Consider the following 17,732-nt stretch of genomic DNA (forward strand, 5'->3'; position numbering starts at 1 on the left):
TTCTAAAAATGCTTTTATTCCCAAAAATCCACTTAAGATTTTCATTAATAATATCTTTTACTTCGACTATCTATTATTTTATAAATTTATTACTTATTTAATTGCGCCATCTACTATACCTTTAATTATCTGCTTTTGAGCAAATAAGAATAAGATGATAATTGGTATCATTGCTAAAAATGCAGCTGAAAGAATTAAGTCCCATTGCTTTACGTAGGATCCTACAAAGGCACTTACTGCTACTGGAAGAGTTTTTATTTTACCATTTAACCCAAGCATTAATGATGGTAATAGATAATCATTCCATATCCAAATCCCATTTAGAATCAAAATCGTCATTTGAACTGGCTTTAATAGGGGAAAAATAATTCTAAAGAAAGTTCCTTCTGGGCTACAGCCATCAATCCATGCTGCTTCTTCTAATTCACGTGGAATTCCTTTTATAAAGCCATGAAGGATAAATACAGACATACTTCCGCCAAATCCTAGGTAAGCAAATATGACACCTTGATAACTTTGCAGCATTTGAATTCCAAGAAAATTAGATATATTTCTGAATGTAGAAAGCAAAGGTAGCATAACAACTTGGAAAGGTATAACCATAGCAGCTACAAGAAGCATAAAAATAAATCCAGACCATTTTTTCTTATTTCGGCAAAGTACCCATGCTGTCATGGATGAAAAAAGAGACAATAGAGCCAACGAAACGATTGTAATAAATAATGAACTAAAAAAAGATTTCCAATAGTTAAAGCTATCGTTGTGTATTACATTTTTAAAGTTTGTTAACATCTGTCCCCATTTATTAGGAATAGAAAGAGGGCTGATTACAATATCTGCACTTGTTTTAGCTGAATTCAAAATCACTAAAATAAATGGTGAAAGAATTATAAGAGCAAGTATAATTCCAATAATTTCTCCAATCATACTTCTTGTTTTTATCGACTTCATTATACTTCTACCTCCTTCTTCTTACTTATATATACCTGAGTTAATGATACAACTGCCAATATAATAAAGAATACAACCGCCTTAGTTTGTCCAAGAGCATATTGATTTTTGCCAATTGCAGTATTATAAATATTAAGAGCTAAAAACTCCGTTGATTGAACAATATCTCCATTTAAAATTCTACTAGGAGCACCATTAGTTATTGCTAAATTTAAATCAAACTGCTTAAACGAATTAACCAATGTTAGAAATATACAAACTGTAAATGTATTAGCAATCATTGGAATCTTAATTTTAAACAGTGTAACCCAGCCGCTTGCACCATCTACACTAGATGCCTCAAGAATATCTTGAGGAACATTTTGTAATCCTGTAACATAAATCATCATAATGTACCCTGCATATTGCCAAGTGCTAACTATTAGAATTGCCATCAACGCCAAATTAGGGTTTGTAAGCATAGACGCACTACCATTTATCACAACTGTGAATACCTTATTAAAGATGAACTGCCACACATAACCAAGTACAATTCCTCCAATTAAATTTGGTATAAAGAAAGCTGCACGATAAAAATTTTTTCCTTTTACTTTTGATGTACAAAATAATGCTAATGCAAACGCTGCCGAATTTACAAGAATCATATTAACAACTGTAAAAATAAAGGTCACTATAAATGAATATACGTAGTCCTCAGATTTAAACATACTGATATAATTGCCTAATCCAACAAATTCCGTAAACTTAATCCCATTCCAGTTAGTAAAGGAATAAAAAACACCGCATACAAATGGTATTAACACAGTTACAAAAAATGCAAATAGCAATGGAAATAAAAATAAGATATTAATTATCATTCTATGCTTCTTAGTTGGAAAACTATATAAGCCTAAAATCACTAATAAAGCACCTACAATTAATATAGTTCCACGCATCGTGTTTTTACTACCCATAATATCTAAATATAGTGCAAAAGTCATAGCTAAAATGCCAACTAACATTACTCCGATTGAAAGCAATCTTTTTATATTTGCATTCATGCTTTTTCCTCCTAAACTTGAATGATTATTATAATCATTGTTGTAATTGCTCATACTTTGCGCTTATGCTTTCCCCCCTTATGATTTATTTTTTTATTCTTTTATAGTAATTAACCCTAATAAAATAGACTACTATAAAAATTATTCACAGATTTAATTGCATTATAATTTCCTAAAGAATAAAAAAATATAATTAATATAGGCTACTCTATTTGCAAGTAACCTATATAATTTATACTACAGTTATTATTTTGCCATATAATCTGCAACTGCTTTCTTCATTGCTTTTGTAAATCCATCTTTATCTAATTGACCTTTAGCATATAATTCAAAAACAGGTCCTGTAGAATTCATTGCAATACCATCTTTCATATGTGTCCAATCCCATGCATAAGTTTGATTATTTTTAATATAATTGCTCTCGCTCTTTGCTAAAGGTAAGTCTGGTTCAATAGTGCTTGTCTTAAATGGTGAAACCATTCCACTATCTTTTATCAAACATTTTTGCCCTTCTTCTGTAGAGACAAAAGCTTTAAGAAATTCTTTGCACGCATCTATTTTTTTACTATCTTTATAAATTCCCCAATAAGCTGGCGCATCTGCTAAAATACCTGGGGTATCTTTTGTAGTAAATGCTGGTGGCGCAATTCCGCAATCAAACTTCACATCATATGTTGCTAAAGAAGGATCTATCCAATTTCCTTGAGTAATAAAAGCTGTTTTTCCCTTTGCCCATAATGCTAACTGATCATCGTAAGTACCTGATATTAAAACAGTCTTGTCTGCATAATCAAATAATAATTTTACATAATCCGCAAATTCCCCAAAACGATCATCGTCTAATTGTCCTTTATTCAACATATCAATATATTTTTTATCTTTTCTATCTAGTCCTTCTGATAAATAAGCCCCCATGATATGATTACCAGTTGACCAATACATTTGTCCTGATTCTGCTGCTACTGATGCAACCGCTTGAATACCTAGCTGATCTTTCATTCCATCAATTTTTTTGAACGCTTCTTTATAAGCATTGATGTTTGTTAAAGTCTTTGGATCAATCCCAGCCTTCTTCAATATATCCGCATTATACACTAATCCAATACCTTCAATTGCAAATGGAAATCCATATACCTTACCGTCATCACCCTTAAATGCAAAATCAGTATCTTTTATCCATTCTTGATCACTTAAGTCTGTTAAATAATCTTTAAATGAAACATACGAATCTGGTCCAAACGCATATATATCTGGCATATTTCCTGCTGCTAAATAATTCTTTAACTGTCCATTAACATCTACTCCACCTCCAAGAGATTCAATATCTACCTCTTGTCCAGTTTTCTCCTGATATTTTTTTGCAAATTCTTTTAGTGGCTTATCAATCTCAATTTTAGTATTTACGAAGCGAATTGCTTCACTATTCCCAGTTGATGTTTTAGAATCAGAACTAGCTTGACTCGAGCTACTTCCACAGCCTGATAAAGAACCAATTACCATAGTACTTGCAAGTAATGCTGCTAACACTTTTTTCCTCATATCTTTTCACCTCATATACATTTATTTAGATTAATATGATTTATATTTATATTATTATGCCTATCTTCGAGTCATTATGTTTAGCGCTAAACTATATGATAAGATTAACATTGTTTCTTTTTTCTGTCAATCGTTTTCATAGGCATTTTTACCTCAATTATCTACATTTTTTATATTTAATACTATATATAGCTAATTTAATAGCTTAAGAATTCTTAGTACTTTTCTTTTGTTTATTCAAGCATTTAACATTTCGTAAACCTAGTGTTTAAACCTACTCTAAATACTTTACTTTTCTTATACTTAAAGGTCATGAAGTATCTTTTCCATACGTTAATTCTTATTATTAATGCATATGCTCTCATTGCAATAATATGTAATATATATTAATATTATCTATATACACTTATCTTCATAATAGTATATCGGTAAACTAGGAGGCAATTATGGTTACACTAAAAGATATCGCAGCTGAAGCTGGTGTCAGTATCATGACAGTATCAAATGTAATAAATGGAAATCATTCAAAAGTATCAAAAAAGACTATAGAAAAAATAGAAACGATAATACAAAAATATAATTATGTTCCTAATCTAACTGCACGAAGCTTGACAGCTAAATCCTCTAAAATTATAGGAGTTATAGTTCCCATTAAGGGTTCATTTAATAATTTGTTTAAAGATCCTTATATTAGTGAATTATTTGGTATTATACAAAATGTTGTTCGTGAAAACGGATACTATTTAATGGTTCGCTCAGTTAAGGATGTTTCAGATATATCTGCATTGCTTAAAAATTGGAATATGGATGGTGCTATATTTTTAATGCCTGACTATGACAATCTTATCTATTCAATATTAAAGGAAAATAAACTTCCAATGGTCTTTCTAGATAGTTATTCAGAAATTGATAACATAATAAGTGTAGGTATAAATGATTATAAAGGCGGCTATATAGCTACTCGCTATCTTATAAACAATGGACATAGGAAAATTCTATTTGCAGGGCCATGTCATAAAGATGATATTCCAATTCCTCAGATTATAAAAAGACTTGAAGGCTATAAAGATGCCTTATTAGAATCTAATATTGAGTTTAATGAAAATCTCATAGTCGATGTTGAGCCTAACTACGAAGTTGGTATCAATTTAGGCAGGTCTATATGTAATAAAGACTTTGATGTTACTGCTGTATTTACAACGGCTGATATTATGGGAATTGGTATAATTGAAGGAGCTAAATTGAACGGAAAAATTGTTCCTAATGATTTATCAGTTATTGGTTTTGATAATCTTCTACCATCCGTTTATGTCACACCAAAGCTTACTACAATTTCTCAGGATATAGAGTCCAAAGCAACAAAAGCTGTAAATCTACTCATAGAGTATATAGAAAATGGTTCTGTATCCAACAACAAAATAACTTTAGATGTGGAACTAGTCGAACGTCAATCCGTGGGACAATTATCTAATTTAAAATAGCTGACAAACTTAGAAAACATCAAATAGTTCACGTTAAACTATTTATTTAGCTCATTTTTTAAATAAATCTGATGGTTATAATGATTTTTGAAAATATAGATATTTGTAGAATCCTGCATTATGCTTATTAGTACAAATGGCAATTGTTCTTATCAAACAATTGCCTACACAATATTATAAATGCACATGTTTCTAACAAAGTTATATATTTTATCTATTAGGCTTCTTCTTTAAGTATATCTCTAATAAGGATAGTAAGGGTACGGATAATAAGGATAAGGTACTGGTGGAGCGATATAAGGCAACAAAGCTACTTCTGCCAAAGCAGAAAGTGGGAAATTTCTACGTCTGTAACGTCTAAATCTAGGGTTATAGCCATATCTTCCATATTGCCGTTGCTGATTAGAATTTCCCTCATTCTCTTTATCTATTACGTCTTCACCAATTAATACCCAAACATTATCTCCATCTACATTTTCAATGATTCCATCAAATGTACTTCCATCTGTCATTATTAAAGTTGCTCCGTAATACATGTATTTTTTGCAATTATCATATAGGCCTCTTAAATCTCTGTAGTTATCTTTTTCTACATCCATTCTTTAAACCATCTCCTTCCAAATATTATTTTATTCAAAACCAAGAAGGATTGTGATAATTTATAGCCCAAAATTATAGTATTTCGTCTACATTAACTTTTCTATAGCCTAAATTCCTCCATTCAAATATATAATCCTTGTCATATATAGAATCATGTTTTATATTTTCATTCATATCTTGCATACCATTATTTATTATCATATTTTCTTTATCAGCATTCATAACATTATCTTTCATTTTCCCCGTCATACCTTCCATATTTTCATTATCCATCATATGCTGATCAATAGAAAGCATTCCTTCAATCATTTTTTGTGCTTTATAACTTATATTTGAAACATCCCCTAATATAAAACCGTGCATAAATGGAGGTTTTGGCATTCCTTTGGGCTGTATAGGTTTAATTAAGTTAATATATCTATTTACCACTTCTGGTATTTTATCTTTTTCAATTAAAAGAAGCGGAGTATGTTTTCCCATATGAGCAAATACTACACTAGCAATAATTTTCATTGGCTCATTAAGTTGTCCAAACGTAAAAGCATGACCTCCTCTATAATTTCGTCCCCACCCAAAATCAGTTTTCGTATCATTATATCTAGAAAAATTAACTGCTATTTCGTATGGATTTTCCCCGCCAATTCTGTCTACCTTTTTAACATTATCTAATCCCGACAAATAGTATTCAACATCTTTTGATATTGTTTTAGTTGAACCAATTATATAAATATTGATATCATTCATTTTCTTGATTATATCAATAGTACAATTAGGAATTCTGTTTCTTTGTACAAATAGAATAGGATCTCCATGATGTGCCGACCAATAACCCGTAATAATTCCTTCTGAATAATCTTCCCCTGAAATTATAAGAATATTATTAAATTCTTTTCTTATTCTAGATATTATACATGCAGTCTCGTAATAATTGCGACCAAATATATGCTTTGTTCTATAACCATGATCGTTTAATGCAAAAGATACATTTTTAGAAATATTACCGACTAAAATTACTTGTACTCCATTATATCCCTTAGGGGATAATCTCTCAATTTCTCCTAAGGTTTTTTCATTTAAACTATTACCATCAGTAAATAAAAGTGATGCATTAATTGGAAAATGTACTAAGGATGTTGCTGCAATTCCATCAAAAACTTCATCTTTATTGACTAAAATGACAGCATTTGGTCTCATATTATTAAAACCAATTTTAGATATTTCTATAGAAGTATCTAATTCATCATCAGCACAAATTCTAGTAGTATTTAGTGTAAAAGGACAACTTTTCAAAGCATCATTCATTGATTTTTCTCCTAAAACTTTTTAATATATAGTATGATTACAAGTTATATTTTGTCATGAAACAAAAAAGAAGCTAACCATTATATAAATTATTGATTAACTTCTTTAAAATTAACTTCATCTATATTACTTTTCTAATTGCTTCACTTTTTTGATAGCATTATAAGCATCTATAAGTCCATATCCTGATTGTTTATCCTTACCTTTGGACATAATATCCTTAGCAGTACTATCTAAAACATCTTCAATCTGGCTTGGAGATAAATTAGGATCTTCTGCTTTAACCATAGCTGCTATTCCTGTTGCTACTGGTGCTGCCATACTCGTTCCATCCCATGCCTCGTAGCCACCTGGAACCGTGCTTAATATCTCTACTCCTGGCGCTGAAACTTTTATACAATTACCATAATCAGAAAACGAGGCCTTTTTATAATTATAACTCATTGCAGCTACTGTAAAAGCTCCATCTCCGGCTGGACTGATATTATCACTATCTTCATTATCATTACCAGCCGCAGCTACTACAAATGCGCCTTTACTCTTAGCATAGCTTATTGCTTCTGCAATTGATTTACTCTTCTCATTAGCTCCAAAACTCAAATTGATTATATCAGCTCCGTTGTCTGCAGCATACTTAATACCCTTAACTATATCATTTATATCCCCTTCCCCATTACTATCTAATACTTTTATCGGAATTATTTTTACATCTAATGTCCCATCAATTCCTGCTATGCCAATATTGTCATTAGCATTTGCAGCTATTATTCCTGATACATGAGTACCATGACCATTGTCATCCATAGTATCAGAATTATTATCTACAAAATTATACCCCTTGCTCTTTAATACTCTATTTTTTAAATCTGGATGTGTGTAATCTACTCCTGTATCTAAAACCGCTACATTAATTTCTCTTTTTTGTTTTATTAGAGGCCATGCTTTATCCGCCTCTGTATAGCTTATATCCCACTCATACTTATATCCAGGATCATTTACAGCTTTATTAGTATTTTCATTTATCTCTCCTAATCTAAAATCACTTTTTACAGGAGTCTTCTGTATGGGTTTTATTATTTTTATAATTTTAGGCTCATTGATTATTTTAATCCCTTTTATATCACCAATTTCATTTAAAATGTATTGTTCTAGATCTTTTGGTGACACTAAGTTATATTTATTATTATTATTTTTATCAACACTTATTATATCTTTCACACTACTTAGAAGGCTATCTAAATCACCGCTTCTTAGTGATTTTACAAAATTGCTTACACTATTACTCGTACTATTCATGCCATTATTTCTAGGTAAGTAATCCGAAACAGAAACTAATGTAAATATTGAAGCTGCAATTATTATAAATCTAGCTAACTTACTTCTCATAAAAAACCTCCTTTAATCATAGTTACTTGCTAATATCTTTAATTATGAACAATAATACCTTTTATAAACTGTATTTATCTAATTGTTAAATAATAATACATCATAATTGTGTTGCTTTTGTGAAATTCTTTATTTTTCATTGTATATATATTCCACAAATAATTCTTCATCATAATTCTGAAAATATTGCAAGAATTTTAGCTGTAATTGTGAATTGCAACATATATTATCTGCTTATAATAAATATCTTTAATACATATCTTAATTAACCGAAAAAAAGACTGATATACATTAATTTGCTATATACCAGCCCTAATTCTCATTTATTCTTTATTCATTTATAAGTTTCTTACGAACTTCATCTAAATTTACAGTTTTTAATGAATCTGTAACTTCTATTCCCATTGCAACTACATTGTCTTTAACAATTACGTATGTTCCACTCTTGTCTATATTAAATTCCACATTTACTACATCTTTTCTACCTGTAAAAGTAGTTACCTCGTCTCCACTATCTGCATTATATATTATGAAAACTCCATCGGCCTTATCAAAGGAATTAAGATCTACAGAAAGTTTAGTCTTTATGCCTTTTTGTAGAACTGCTACAAGTGGTTCAAATTCATAACCAGTTCCCTTTATACTTAGATTTTGGGTGTCTCCTGAAATATTAGCTTTTTTAATTAACCTATCAGTAGAAACTTTACTTAAATCATTACCATATATACTTGGAGCTTGAGGAGTATTACTTGCTGATGTTCCTGTACAACAACTCATACCACTACTAGGAGCCGGAATTGATGAATCTGCTTTCGATGTATCCACTGAATCAAGATTATCTGTAACTTTAATTATCCCTCTTATCATTCCCATCCAACAGCTAAAGTTTATGTCCCCGTCTTTAGGTGTAAATTCTATAACATTTTCTCCAGATTTTAATGTTTTTTGAATGTTAAGTGATGGCACTACTACTGCATTATTACAAGAATTTATTTGATTTCCTGTAATTATCCACTTAACAGGCATATCTTTTTGTACGTAAAATGCATTAGGAGTATATCCATTATTATCTGCTGTCATTCTAATTACTTGAACTCCATTTTCTATCGTCGCCTTACCTATATTGGATTGCGCGGCTTGAGCTCCATCTCCAGAAAAATTTTGTGCTAGTGTACTAGCATTGGGAATTCCAACTCCAGCAAGAGCTAATCCCCTATTCCCCATTATTAATCCAAGTACTACTACTAAAATCCCACTAAATTTTAAAAGTTGTTTCGTATATCCCTTACTTAATAAACCCGATACAGCACCAAATATAAGCATCAAAGGAACTGTTCCGAGTGAAAATAAAAACATTGATATTGCTCCATTTATGGCACTACCGGTACCTAATGCATAAAGCTGCATTGTCTGAAGTGGACCGCATGGCATTAACCCATTTAACATCCCAACTAAAAACGGAGCCTTAGGTTTATTTTTAATTTTGCAAGAGGACCATGGCAGCTTAATATTAAGCTTTCTAAATAAAGAAAAGCCTGTCATATTTAATCCCATTATTACCATAAATAATCCTGCAAATATTTGCAATCCAGCTTTTACATTAAGTGATAGCGATAAAACAGAGCCTAATGCACCTACAATACCTCCTATAATTGTATATGAGGTTACTCTTCCAGCATTATATAAAATTGAAGGCTTTAAAGCTTTAAATTTATTCTCTTTCTCGTCTATAATACTATTTTTAGATAAACTTTGTGTAAGCATTATTCCACCACACATACCAACACAATGTATAGATGTAAGCATTCCAACAATAAATAACACTACATAAGACGCATTATTTAACTTAGCACTCATATCAAATCCTGCCGTTGAATTCCCAAGAAGTAAGACTGCTGCTGCTATAACTAAAAAGCCTGCAAATTTTAAGCTAACCGAATTTTTTGTACTATAACCCGCCTTATTAATAGCTTCTTTTAATTGTTCCATACTGCAAAGCTTGCTATCATATTCAACCGTTACCTGCTGTGCACTATAGCTAGCCATAGCATTTAAAACTCCATCAATTTTCATTAAAGCTCTTTCCACTCTATTTTCGCAAGACGTACATGTCATATCATAAACTTTAATATTCTCCCTCTTAATACTACTCATAATCTCCTCCTAATAAATCGCTGCTTATTATAGACAGTGATGCATTTTAAACCATAACTCAAATTACATATATAGATTATAATATAAAGTTATGAAGATTTTATGAGGATATAAAAAAAAGTACAGAAATTTTTCTGCACACTTTTATAAATATATTTGAATAAACTCCTTATCCTTCTCTTTCAAAATATGCCTTCAAAACTTCTGATACACTTTTTTCATCTTCAATTACTAAAATATTATACATAATTTTTATCCCATATAATTTCTCACTAATATTGCATTATCATGTATTTAATAAATTAACATAAACTTATAAATTTTATATGTAAAAAATAATCTACCATTTGATAAATTTATTAAGATAAATTTCCAGTATAACTATTAACTTCATAGTATTGGCTACATAATTAGGGGCACATTAAGATTATAAAGAAGTTAGCAGTTAAGCATTAAATATTCAAGAATGAATATGCCTTCTCAATATAGAGTCAAAAGACTTAACTTGAGAAATAAAGATGCAATCCTATAGTTAGAGTTTTCTATAATTGATTAGTTATTGTAGGGTTACGCGAAAATTGCAATTATGTTAGTCTGTTGCAATAAGGTTTGATTGTTATTTTCTTTATTTAAGGACTGTAGATAAACTTATTGTATGATAGGTTTATCTATGGTTTTTTGTCTTTATGAATATTTAAAAAATAATTTATGATAAGATTTTTTGCATAATACTTAACACTATTTAGGCTTTCAAAATTGCTTTAAATATTAAAAGTTCATTTTACGCAGCCACTAAGTAGTTTTTCTATTATTTAGTCTTCTCTACTCTCTTACCCCTGATGTTTCCTATAAATATTTATATATTTTCATATTTATATAGAAAAAAATGTTTATAGGAATATATAAACATATATTTATTTTTATATTTTTTCATATTTTTATATAAAACTATGAATCTATAAAAATATGAAAATTTCTCTATTAGTGAAAACAGATCGCTGAATATCTGCTTCATCCTTAAAAGGATATTAAAAATTAAAATAAATTCTTTTAAAAGCATTAAAAAAAAATCCTAGCAGCAATCATGCTACTAGGATTATATACTTTAAATATATTGTAGATTATTAAATAGGGTGTTTCCTTATTTGATCGAACTTATTTTATTTGTCATCGTAATTTGCCATAAATTATTTTTATGCTTCCATGAACATCTTCATGTCATCATCTACATTAGTGATTCCACCAATCCCGAAGTTGTCTACTAATACTTTAGCAACATTTGGTGAAAGGAATGCTGGAAGTGTTGGTCCTAAGTGAATGTTTTTAACTCCTAAGTGTAATAATGATAATAATACTATTACAGCTTTTTGTTCATACCAAGCTATGTTGTATGAAATAGGTAATTCATTTACACTCTTTAATCCAAATACTTCTTGAAGTTTAAGTGCTATAACAACTAATGAATATGAATCATTACATTGCCCTGCATCTAATACTCTTGGAATTCCACCAATATCACCTAAGTTTAATTTGTTATATTTATATTTTGCACAACCTGCAGTTAATATAACTGTGTTTTCTGGTAATTTTTCTGCAAATTCTGTGTAGTAGTTTCTTGACTTAGCTCTTCCGTCACAACCTGCCATTACAAAGAATCTCTTTATAGCACCAGTTTTAACAGCATCCACAACTTTATCAGCAAGTGCTAATACTTGGTTATGAGCAAATCCACCAACTATTTGTCCTTTTTCTATTTCTGTAGGAGCTTTACATTTCTTGGCCATTTCTATAACTTTAGAGAAATCTTTTGTCCCATCAGCCTTAGCTTCTATATGAGCACATCCTGGCATTCCTGTAGCACCTGTTGTAAATAATCTGTTCTTATAAGAATCCTTTGGTATAACTATACAGTTAGTAGTCATAAGGATTACTCCATTGAAGCTTTCAAATTCTTCTTTTTGTTTCCACCATGCATTACCATAGTTTCCTGCAAAATGACTATATTTTTTAAATTTTGGATAGTATTGCCCAGCAAGCATTTCTCCGTGAGTATAAACATCTACTCCAGTACCTTCTGTTTGCTCAAGTAACATTTCTAAGTCTCTTAAGTCATGTCCTGAAATTAATATTCCTGGATTAGTTCTAACTCCAATATCTACTGTTGTTATTTCTGGATGTCCGTAGCTTTCAGTATTAGCTTTATCAAGTAATGCCATACCATCTACACCAAATTTACCTGCTTCTAATGCAAGTCCAACATAATCATCAACTGTTAATGTATCATCTATTGTAGCAGCTAATGCTTTTGCCATAAATGCATGAACTTCTTCATTATTATATTTTAAGTTCATAGCATGCTTCATGTAAGCAGATAATCCTTTTAATCCATAAGTGATAAGTTCTCTTAAACTTCTTATATCTTCATTTTCAGTTGCAAGAACTCCAACCTTTTCTGCTTTTTCATCAAATTCTATTGTATTGTCAGCTGTCCAAGTAGCTGCTTCTGGCATAATCATTTCTGTAGTTTGCATTCCGAATATTTTCTTGAAGAAACCACCAGTTACTTTTACTTCTCCAACTTTACCACCAGAGCTAATTACTTTAGCTTTTAATTCTTCTCTTAATTTTAAAGTTTCTTTAACTCTATCTAAAATAGAATCTCTATCAAAATTAGCGTTTGTAATTGTTGTAAATAAGTTTTCTGTTATATATTTATCAACTTTACTATCCTTAACTCCAACTTTTCTTCCTTCATTACTTACTATAGCTAGTCCTTTAGTTACATATATTAATAAGTCTTGAGCCTTTGCTACATACTCATCCTTACCGCATACCCCTACTTTAGTACAGCCCTTACATCCAGCTGTTTCTTGACATTGATAACAAAACATTGACATATTATGTCCTCCTATTTCCTATTTTTCTTTTTATATAAATAATTAATAATTTCTTGTTAATCCCTCTTAACTTTGACAATTTAGAGTTTACTATATTACAAGTATCATTTCTGTAACATACGTTACTAAAATAAAATTAATATTTTTTAATTTCTATATTAGCTCTGTGCTACGTATATATATTACTAAAATACTCTGTTTAAATCTGTAACAATAGTTACGCAATTTCAAAAATAAAAAGACAGCTAGTTTGCTGCCTTTTCTATTGCTACTATATGAAGATTATATTTATAGGAATTATGATTCTGGTGTAAAACTACAATATCCTATTTCATCACATCGTGTCTTCATACTATTCCATACATCCTTTTCAGTTATGGCTTCTACTGCTGTAGGGTATAATATATAATTTTCTTTAAATATATGATCTCTCAAATTGAATATAATATATTTTGCAGTTTCATCAACTTTTTCTTTAAATTCAATAAATTTTAATTTAGATACTTCTGTTGCTATTTGCTTCAAAAATTTTTTCTTTGCTCTTAAATCGTCATGTTCCATTCTCATAATTCTTGTTGGTCCTGTAATTTTTCTATCTTCCATCTCAGCGAAAAGCACTTCTTCCTCTCTTTTATGGTGATTTTCTGCATCTAATATATTATCAATAACCTTTATTAATTCTTCAAATTCAATTAAATTGCTATCATAGCTTTCTAATTTTTGAATCTTTGAATTAATATCTTCAAGTTCTTTTAAAAATCCAAGAATTTTATCATGTTCTGCAATAAATGTGTACACAACATGCCCTGGTTCAATTTTATTCTTTATTTTATCAAGTTCTCCTCTTAAAACTTCCATATGAATATCACACAGATGTCTTAAATCCTGTGGATTCATTCCTTCTTCTATTAAATTTTGCTCCGCTATTGAAAGCTCAATAGGATTTATGTCAGACACAATCTCCAATGCTTCTTTTCTTAATGTCTCTGTTATTCCATCTTTATTTAATTTTTGTAAAACTTCAGTCAAACTTTGTATTTTGGTATTATTCATCTCAAAATCCTCCTATGGATATATAAATTTATATATTCAATATCTCTATGACCTAATTCTACTTAAATTTTTATTATAATAATGTGATTTAAATCAAAATTTCAAATATTTAAGTTATAAAAGAATTACCATTAGAATATTAAACTTTAAATTTAAAGAAAAAAGGTTATATTTAAGAATAAATTGATTTGTTTCTTAAATATAACCTTTATTTTATTTTAGTTTAAGACATGGCCCATGGCCTGTAGCTATAAGGTCAGGCTTTAACTTTTTTAAAGTTTCTTTTAAATCTTCCAGCTTATTATTGTCTGGTATTTGTTCTTGCTTAATGCTGTTTACTTCTGTATACCAATCAGATTCTTGTACTGTGCCTATTTCTTTTCCCAACGCAAACATCAAATCACTGCTAAAAAATATCCTACGTTTATTTTCTATAACTAATAATCCATCCCAAAGATGCATTTCCGAAGGATAATTTATAAACTCTAATTCATAATTATCAGTATTTAAAATTTCTTCTGCTTTCTTAGTAATGATTTCTGCTTTTATTCCAAAACCATTTAACTGACGCGCGGTAACTTCAGAGCAAATTGTTTTAGCTTTAGGAAAATGTTCTAATATTAATGATAATCCTCCACATTCATCCGCTTCAAAATGTGAAATAAAAATATACTTTAGCTCTTTACCATTAAGTATATCTTTTAATTCTGGCAGCAAAGCTTCTGCCTGCATAACGTTCCCTGTATGAACTAATAATGGTTCATCCCCTAATAATAAATATTGATGAAATGTAAGGTTAATTGGTTCAACATAGCTATTAAATTGGTATAACTCTTTACTTATAAATGGCATATTATAAAAACAACTCCTTTTCTATCTTATTGAATGTGCCTTATTTCTTTGTGATATCTATTCTCCATATTTCAGGTCCCTGCTCTAAATACTTCCACTCAAAGTGTTCTGGAAAGTTAACTATAAACTGCTGATAAAGTGGACGAGGATCATGATCATTTATGAGCTCCATTGTTTCACCTTGTTCAAGCTCTTCAAAAGCTTTAAATATGATCTCTTTTTTATGACCTCTTTCATAAATTCTAACATCTATACTAACAGCAAAACTTGACATAATTAATTCCTCCCTTAATATTATTATCTAAACTTCTTCTTAGATGATAATATTATAACCATTGTGCTGAATTTTTAGCGTGATTTATATCACAGTGTCAGTAACTTTTGCTTTTATATGTATATATTTCAATTTCTTTAGAATTTTTGTTTTTATACTAAAGTAATATTATGTAATCTGTTCTTATAATTCTTAATTGCTACCGTGTATAATATCTTAATCCACTACTAAAAATATTATTGAAAATATTTAATAATATTTTACTGTATGAAAAAGACAGCAAATTAATGAGCTTAATACCCCATTGATTTGTTGTCTTTCTAAATTTAAATATATCTGGTCAATCTTATTCTATTTAATTACTGTCATTCCACCCATGTAAGGTTGTAATGCTGCTGGAATATTTATAGAACCATCCTCATTTAGATTGTTTTCTAAAAATGCAATAAGCATTCTTGGTGGTGCTACTACTGTATTATTCAATGTATGAGCAAAGTATTTTCCATCTTTACCATCTACACGAATCTTTAATCGACGTGCTTGTGCATCCCCTAAGTTAGAGCAACTTCCTACTTCGAAGTATTTTTTTTGTCTTGGAGACCATGCTTCTACGTCTACTGATTTTACTTTTAAATCTGCTAAATCACCTGAACAACATTCTAAAGTCCTTACTGGTATATCTAAAGAACGGAATAAATCTACTGTATCTTTCCACATTTTATCATACCAAATCATACTGTCTTCTGGCTTACATACAACAACCATTTCTTGCTTTTCAAATTGGTGAATTCTGTATACTCCTCTTTCTTCTATACCATGTGCCCCTTTTTCTTTTCTAAAACAAGGTGAATAACTAGTCAAAGTTTGAGGAAGTGAAGTTTCTGGTAATATTGTATCTATAAACTTACCAATCATAGAATGTTCACTTGTTCCTATTAAGTATAAATCTTCACCTTCAATTTTGTACATCATAGCATCCATTTCTGCAAAACTCATAACTCCAGTTACAACCTGGCTACGAATCATAAAAGGTGGAATACAATATGTAAATCCTCTATTTATCATAAAGTCTCTTGCATAAGAAATTACAGCTGAGTGAAGTCTAGCTATATTTCCCATTAAGTAATAGAAACCATTACCAGCTACTTTTCTAGCACTATCTAAATCAATACCACTTAATTTTTCCATAATATCTGTATGGTATGGAATTTCGAAATCTGGAACAACTGGTTCACCAAACTTTTCTACTTCTACATTTTCGCTATCATCTTTACCAATTGGAACACTTGGGTCTATTATGTTTGGAATAGTCATCATGATAACTTTAACTTTTTCTTCTAGTTCTTTTTCTTTAACGTCTAACTCAGCCATTCTTTCTGAATCCGCATTAACTTTTTTCTTTATTTCCTCAGCTTCTTCTTTTTTACCTTGAGCCATTAAGCCACCAATTTGTTTTGATAACTTATTTCTATCAGCTCTTAAAGCTTCTACTTCTTGCTTAACTTTTCTAAGTTCAATATCTAAAGTTAATACTTCATCTACTAACCCCAACTTATTATCTTGAAACTTATTTTTTATGTTTTGTTTAACAATCTCTGGATTTTCCCTTACGAATTTAATGTCTAACATTTTTTTCCCTCCTGATTAAATATATATATTATTATTTCAAAAAATAAAAAAACCATCCCAATATATAATTGGGACGGAATAATCCGCGTTGCCACCCAAATTGCTGGTTAATATTACAACCAGCCCCTCGACACTAGTATTATATAGGTTACTAACCTTTGCATTTATCACGCACAGCTCCAAAAGTGGAAAGATTTAACCTTTCACCGATTCGCACCACCCATCGGCTCTCTGAAGAAATTTATAAATCGTAGTTTTTATCATCGCTGTTTTTATAACTATTAATTTGTTGCTATGTATATTATATATATATTTATGTTAATTTTCAAGTATATGTTTATATTTAACTTAATAACTAGTTTTGGAATTATATTGACCAGTTTATAATATATTAAATTTCTTTATTAAAGCCCACCTTATTTAAGAATTTAAGGTGAGAAAATTCATATAAAAAATCTTCTCACCTTAAATAAATATACCCTTAAAAATTTTATAGTAATACACAATTATACTACATACCATAAAATTTTTCACTTACTTTGAATTACTATATTATATAGATACATAAAACTAG

Annotated in this window: 13 protein-coding genes, 1 pseudogene and 1 other annotated feature; of the genes and pseudogenes, 1 reads left to right on the forward strand and 13 read right to left on the reverse strand. The window is 29.8% G+C overall.

What is annotated here, in order from left to right; genetic code table 11:
• Positions 1-93: 93 nt before the first annotated feature.
• The 3 genes from L3B96_RS00145 to L3B96_RS00155 all read right to left on the reverse strand — a co-directional run bounded on the left by L3B96_RS00145 (position 94) and on the right by L3B96_RS00155 (position 3,530).
• Positions 94-951 carry a carbohydrate ABC transporter permease gene (locus L3B96_RS00145; RefSeq protein WP_238858519.1) on the reverse strand — a complete coding sequence of 286 codons (858 nt, stop codon included), beginning with the start codon at positions 949-951 and terminating at the stop codon, positions 94-96.
• Positions 951-1,991, reverse strand: coding sequence for a sugar ABC transporter permease (locus L3B96_RS00150; RefSeq protein ID WP_238858520.1), 1,041 nt, complete (start codon positions 1,989-1,991; stop codon positions 951-953). Before L3B96_RS00150 ends, L3B96_RS00145 begins: the two co-directional genes overlap by 1 nt.
• 246 nt (positions 1,992-2,237) lie before the next feature.
• The gene (locus L3B96_RS00155) at positions 2,238-3,530 is read right to left on the reverse strand and encodes an extracellular solute-binding protein (RefSeq protein WP_236895064.1); all 1,293 of its coding nucleotides are present in this window, start codon (positions 3,528-3,530) and stop codon (positions 2,238-2,240) included.
• A 446-nt stretch (positions 3,531-3,976) separates the two neighbouring features.
• Here L3B96_RS00155 and L3B96_RS00160 point away from each other — a divergent pair, with 446 nt between their 5' ends.
• The gene (locus tag L3B96_RS00160) at positions 3,977-5,011 is read left to right on the forward strand and encodes a LacI family DNA-binding transcriptional regulator (RefSeq protein ID WP_077830467.1); all 1,035 of its coding nucleotides are present in this window, start codon (positions 3,977-3,979) and stop codon (positions 5,009-5,011) included.
• A gap of 242 nt (positions 5,012-5,253) precedes the next feature.
• Here the strand turns inward: L3B96_RS00160 and L3B96_RS00165 are convergent, their stop codons facing one another.
• From L3B96_RS00165 to serS, 10 genes and pseudogenes are all read right to left on the reverse strand, one after another.
• Positions 5,254-5,610 carry a hypothetical protein gene (locus tag L3B96_RS00165; protein ID WP_065415882.1) on the reverse strand — a complete coding sequence of 119 codons (357 nt, stop codon included), beginning with the start codon at positions 5,608-5,610 and terminating at the stop codon, positions 5,254-5,256.
• Between the two features lie 73 nt (positions 5,611-5,683).
• A complete protein-coding gene (locus L3B96_RS00170; protein WP_238858521.1) occupies positions 5,684-6,913 on the reverse strand; it encodes a cell wall-binding repeat-containing protein in 1,230 nt (409 codons plus the stop codon).
• A 126-nt stretch (positions 6,914-7,039) separates the two neighbouring features.
• A complete protein-coding gene (locus tag L3B96_RS00175; RefSeq protein WP_238858522.1) occupies positions 7,040-8,299 on the reverse strand; it encodes a S8 family peptidase in 1,260 nt (419 codons plus the stop codon).
• 330 nt (positions 8,300-8,629) lie between these two features.
• Positions 8,630-10,453, reverse strand: a complete 1,824-nt coding sequence (locus tag L3B96_RS00180; RefSeq protein ID WP_238858523.1) for a sulfite exporter TauE/SafE family protein — start codon at positions 10,451-10,453, stop codon at positions 8,630-8,632.
• A 172-nt stretch (positions 10,454-10,625) separates the two neighbouring features.
• A pseudogene (locus L3B96_RS00185) lies at positions 10,626-10,700 on the reverse strand (DNA-binding response regulator); the annotation flags it as partial.
• Between the two features lie 946 nt (positions 10,701-11,646).
• Positions 11,647-13,350 (reverse strand): hydroxylamine reductase, encoded by a 1,704-nt coding sequence (gene hcp / locus L3B96_RS00190; RefSeq protein WP_238858524.1) that lies wholly within the window; start codon positions 13,348-13,350, stop codon positions 11,647-11,649.
• Positions 13,351-13,647: 297 nt separating this feature from the next.
• Positions 13,648-14,403, reverse strand: a complete 756-nt coding sequence (locus L3B96_RS00195; protein WP_238858525.1) for a DUF438 domain-containing protein — start codon at positions 14,401-14,403, stop codon at positions 13,648-13,650.
• Between the two features lie 213 nt (positions 14,404-14,616).
• The gene (locus tag L3B96_RS00200) at positions 14,617-15,255 is read right to left on the reverse strand and encodes an MBL fold metallo-hydrolase (protein WP_238858526.1); all 639 of its coding nucleotides are present in this window, start codon (positions 15,253-15,255) and stop codon (positions 14,617-14,619) included.
• A gap of 40 nt (positions 15,256-15,295) precedes the next feature.
• Complete coding sequence (locus L3B96_RS00205; RefSeq protein WP_041895307.1) at positions 15,296-15,529, reverse strand: DUF2249 domain-containing protein; 234 nt, start codon at positions 15,527-15,529, stop codon at positions 15,296-15,298.
• 351 nt (positions 15,530-15,880) lie between these two features.
• Positions 15,881-17,158: a serine--tRNA ligase gene (gene serS, locus L3B96_RS00210; RefSeq protein ID WP_238858527.1), complete on the reverse strand. Its 1,278-nt coding sequence runs from the start codon at positions 17,156-17,158 to the stop codon at positions 15,881-15,883.
• 66 nt (positions 17,159-17,224) lie between these two features.
• Positions 17,225-17,431: a binding site (T-box leader), on the reverse strand.
• Between the last annotated feature and the right edge of the window lie 301 nt (positions 17,432-17,732).

It is taken from the genome of Clostridium sp. YIM B02569, from assembly GCF_022320765.1.
GTDB classification, from domain to species: domain Bacteria; phylum Bacillota; class Clostridia; order Clostridiales; family Clostridiaceae; genus Clostridium; species Clostridium beijerinckii.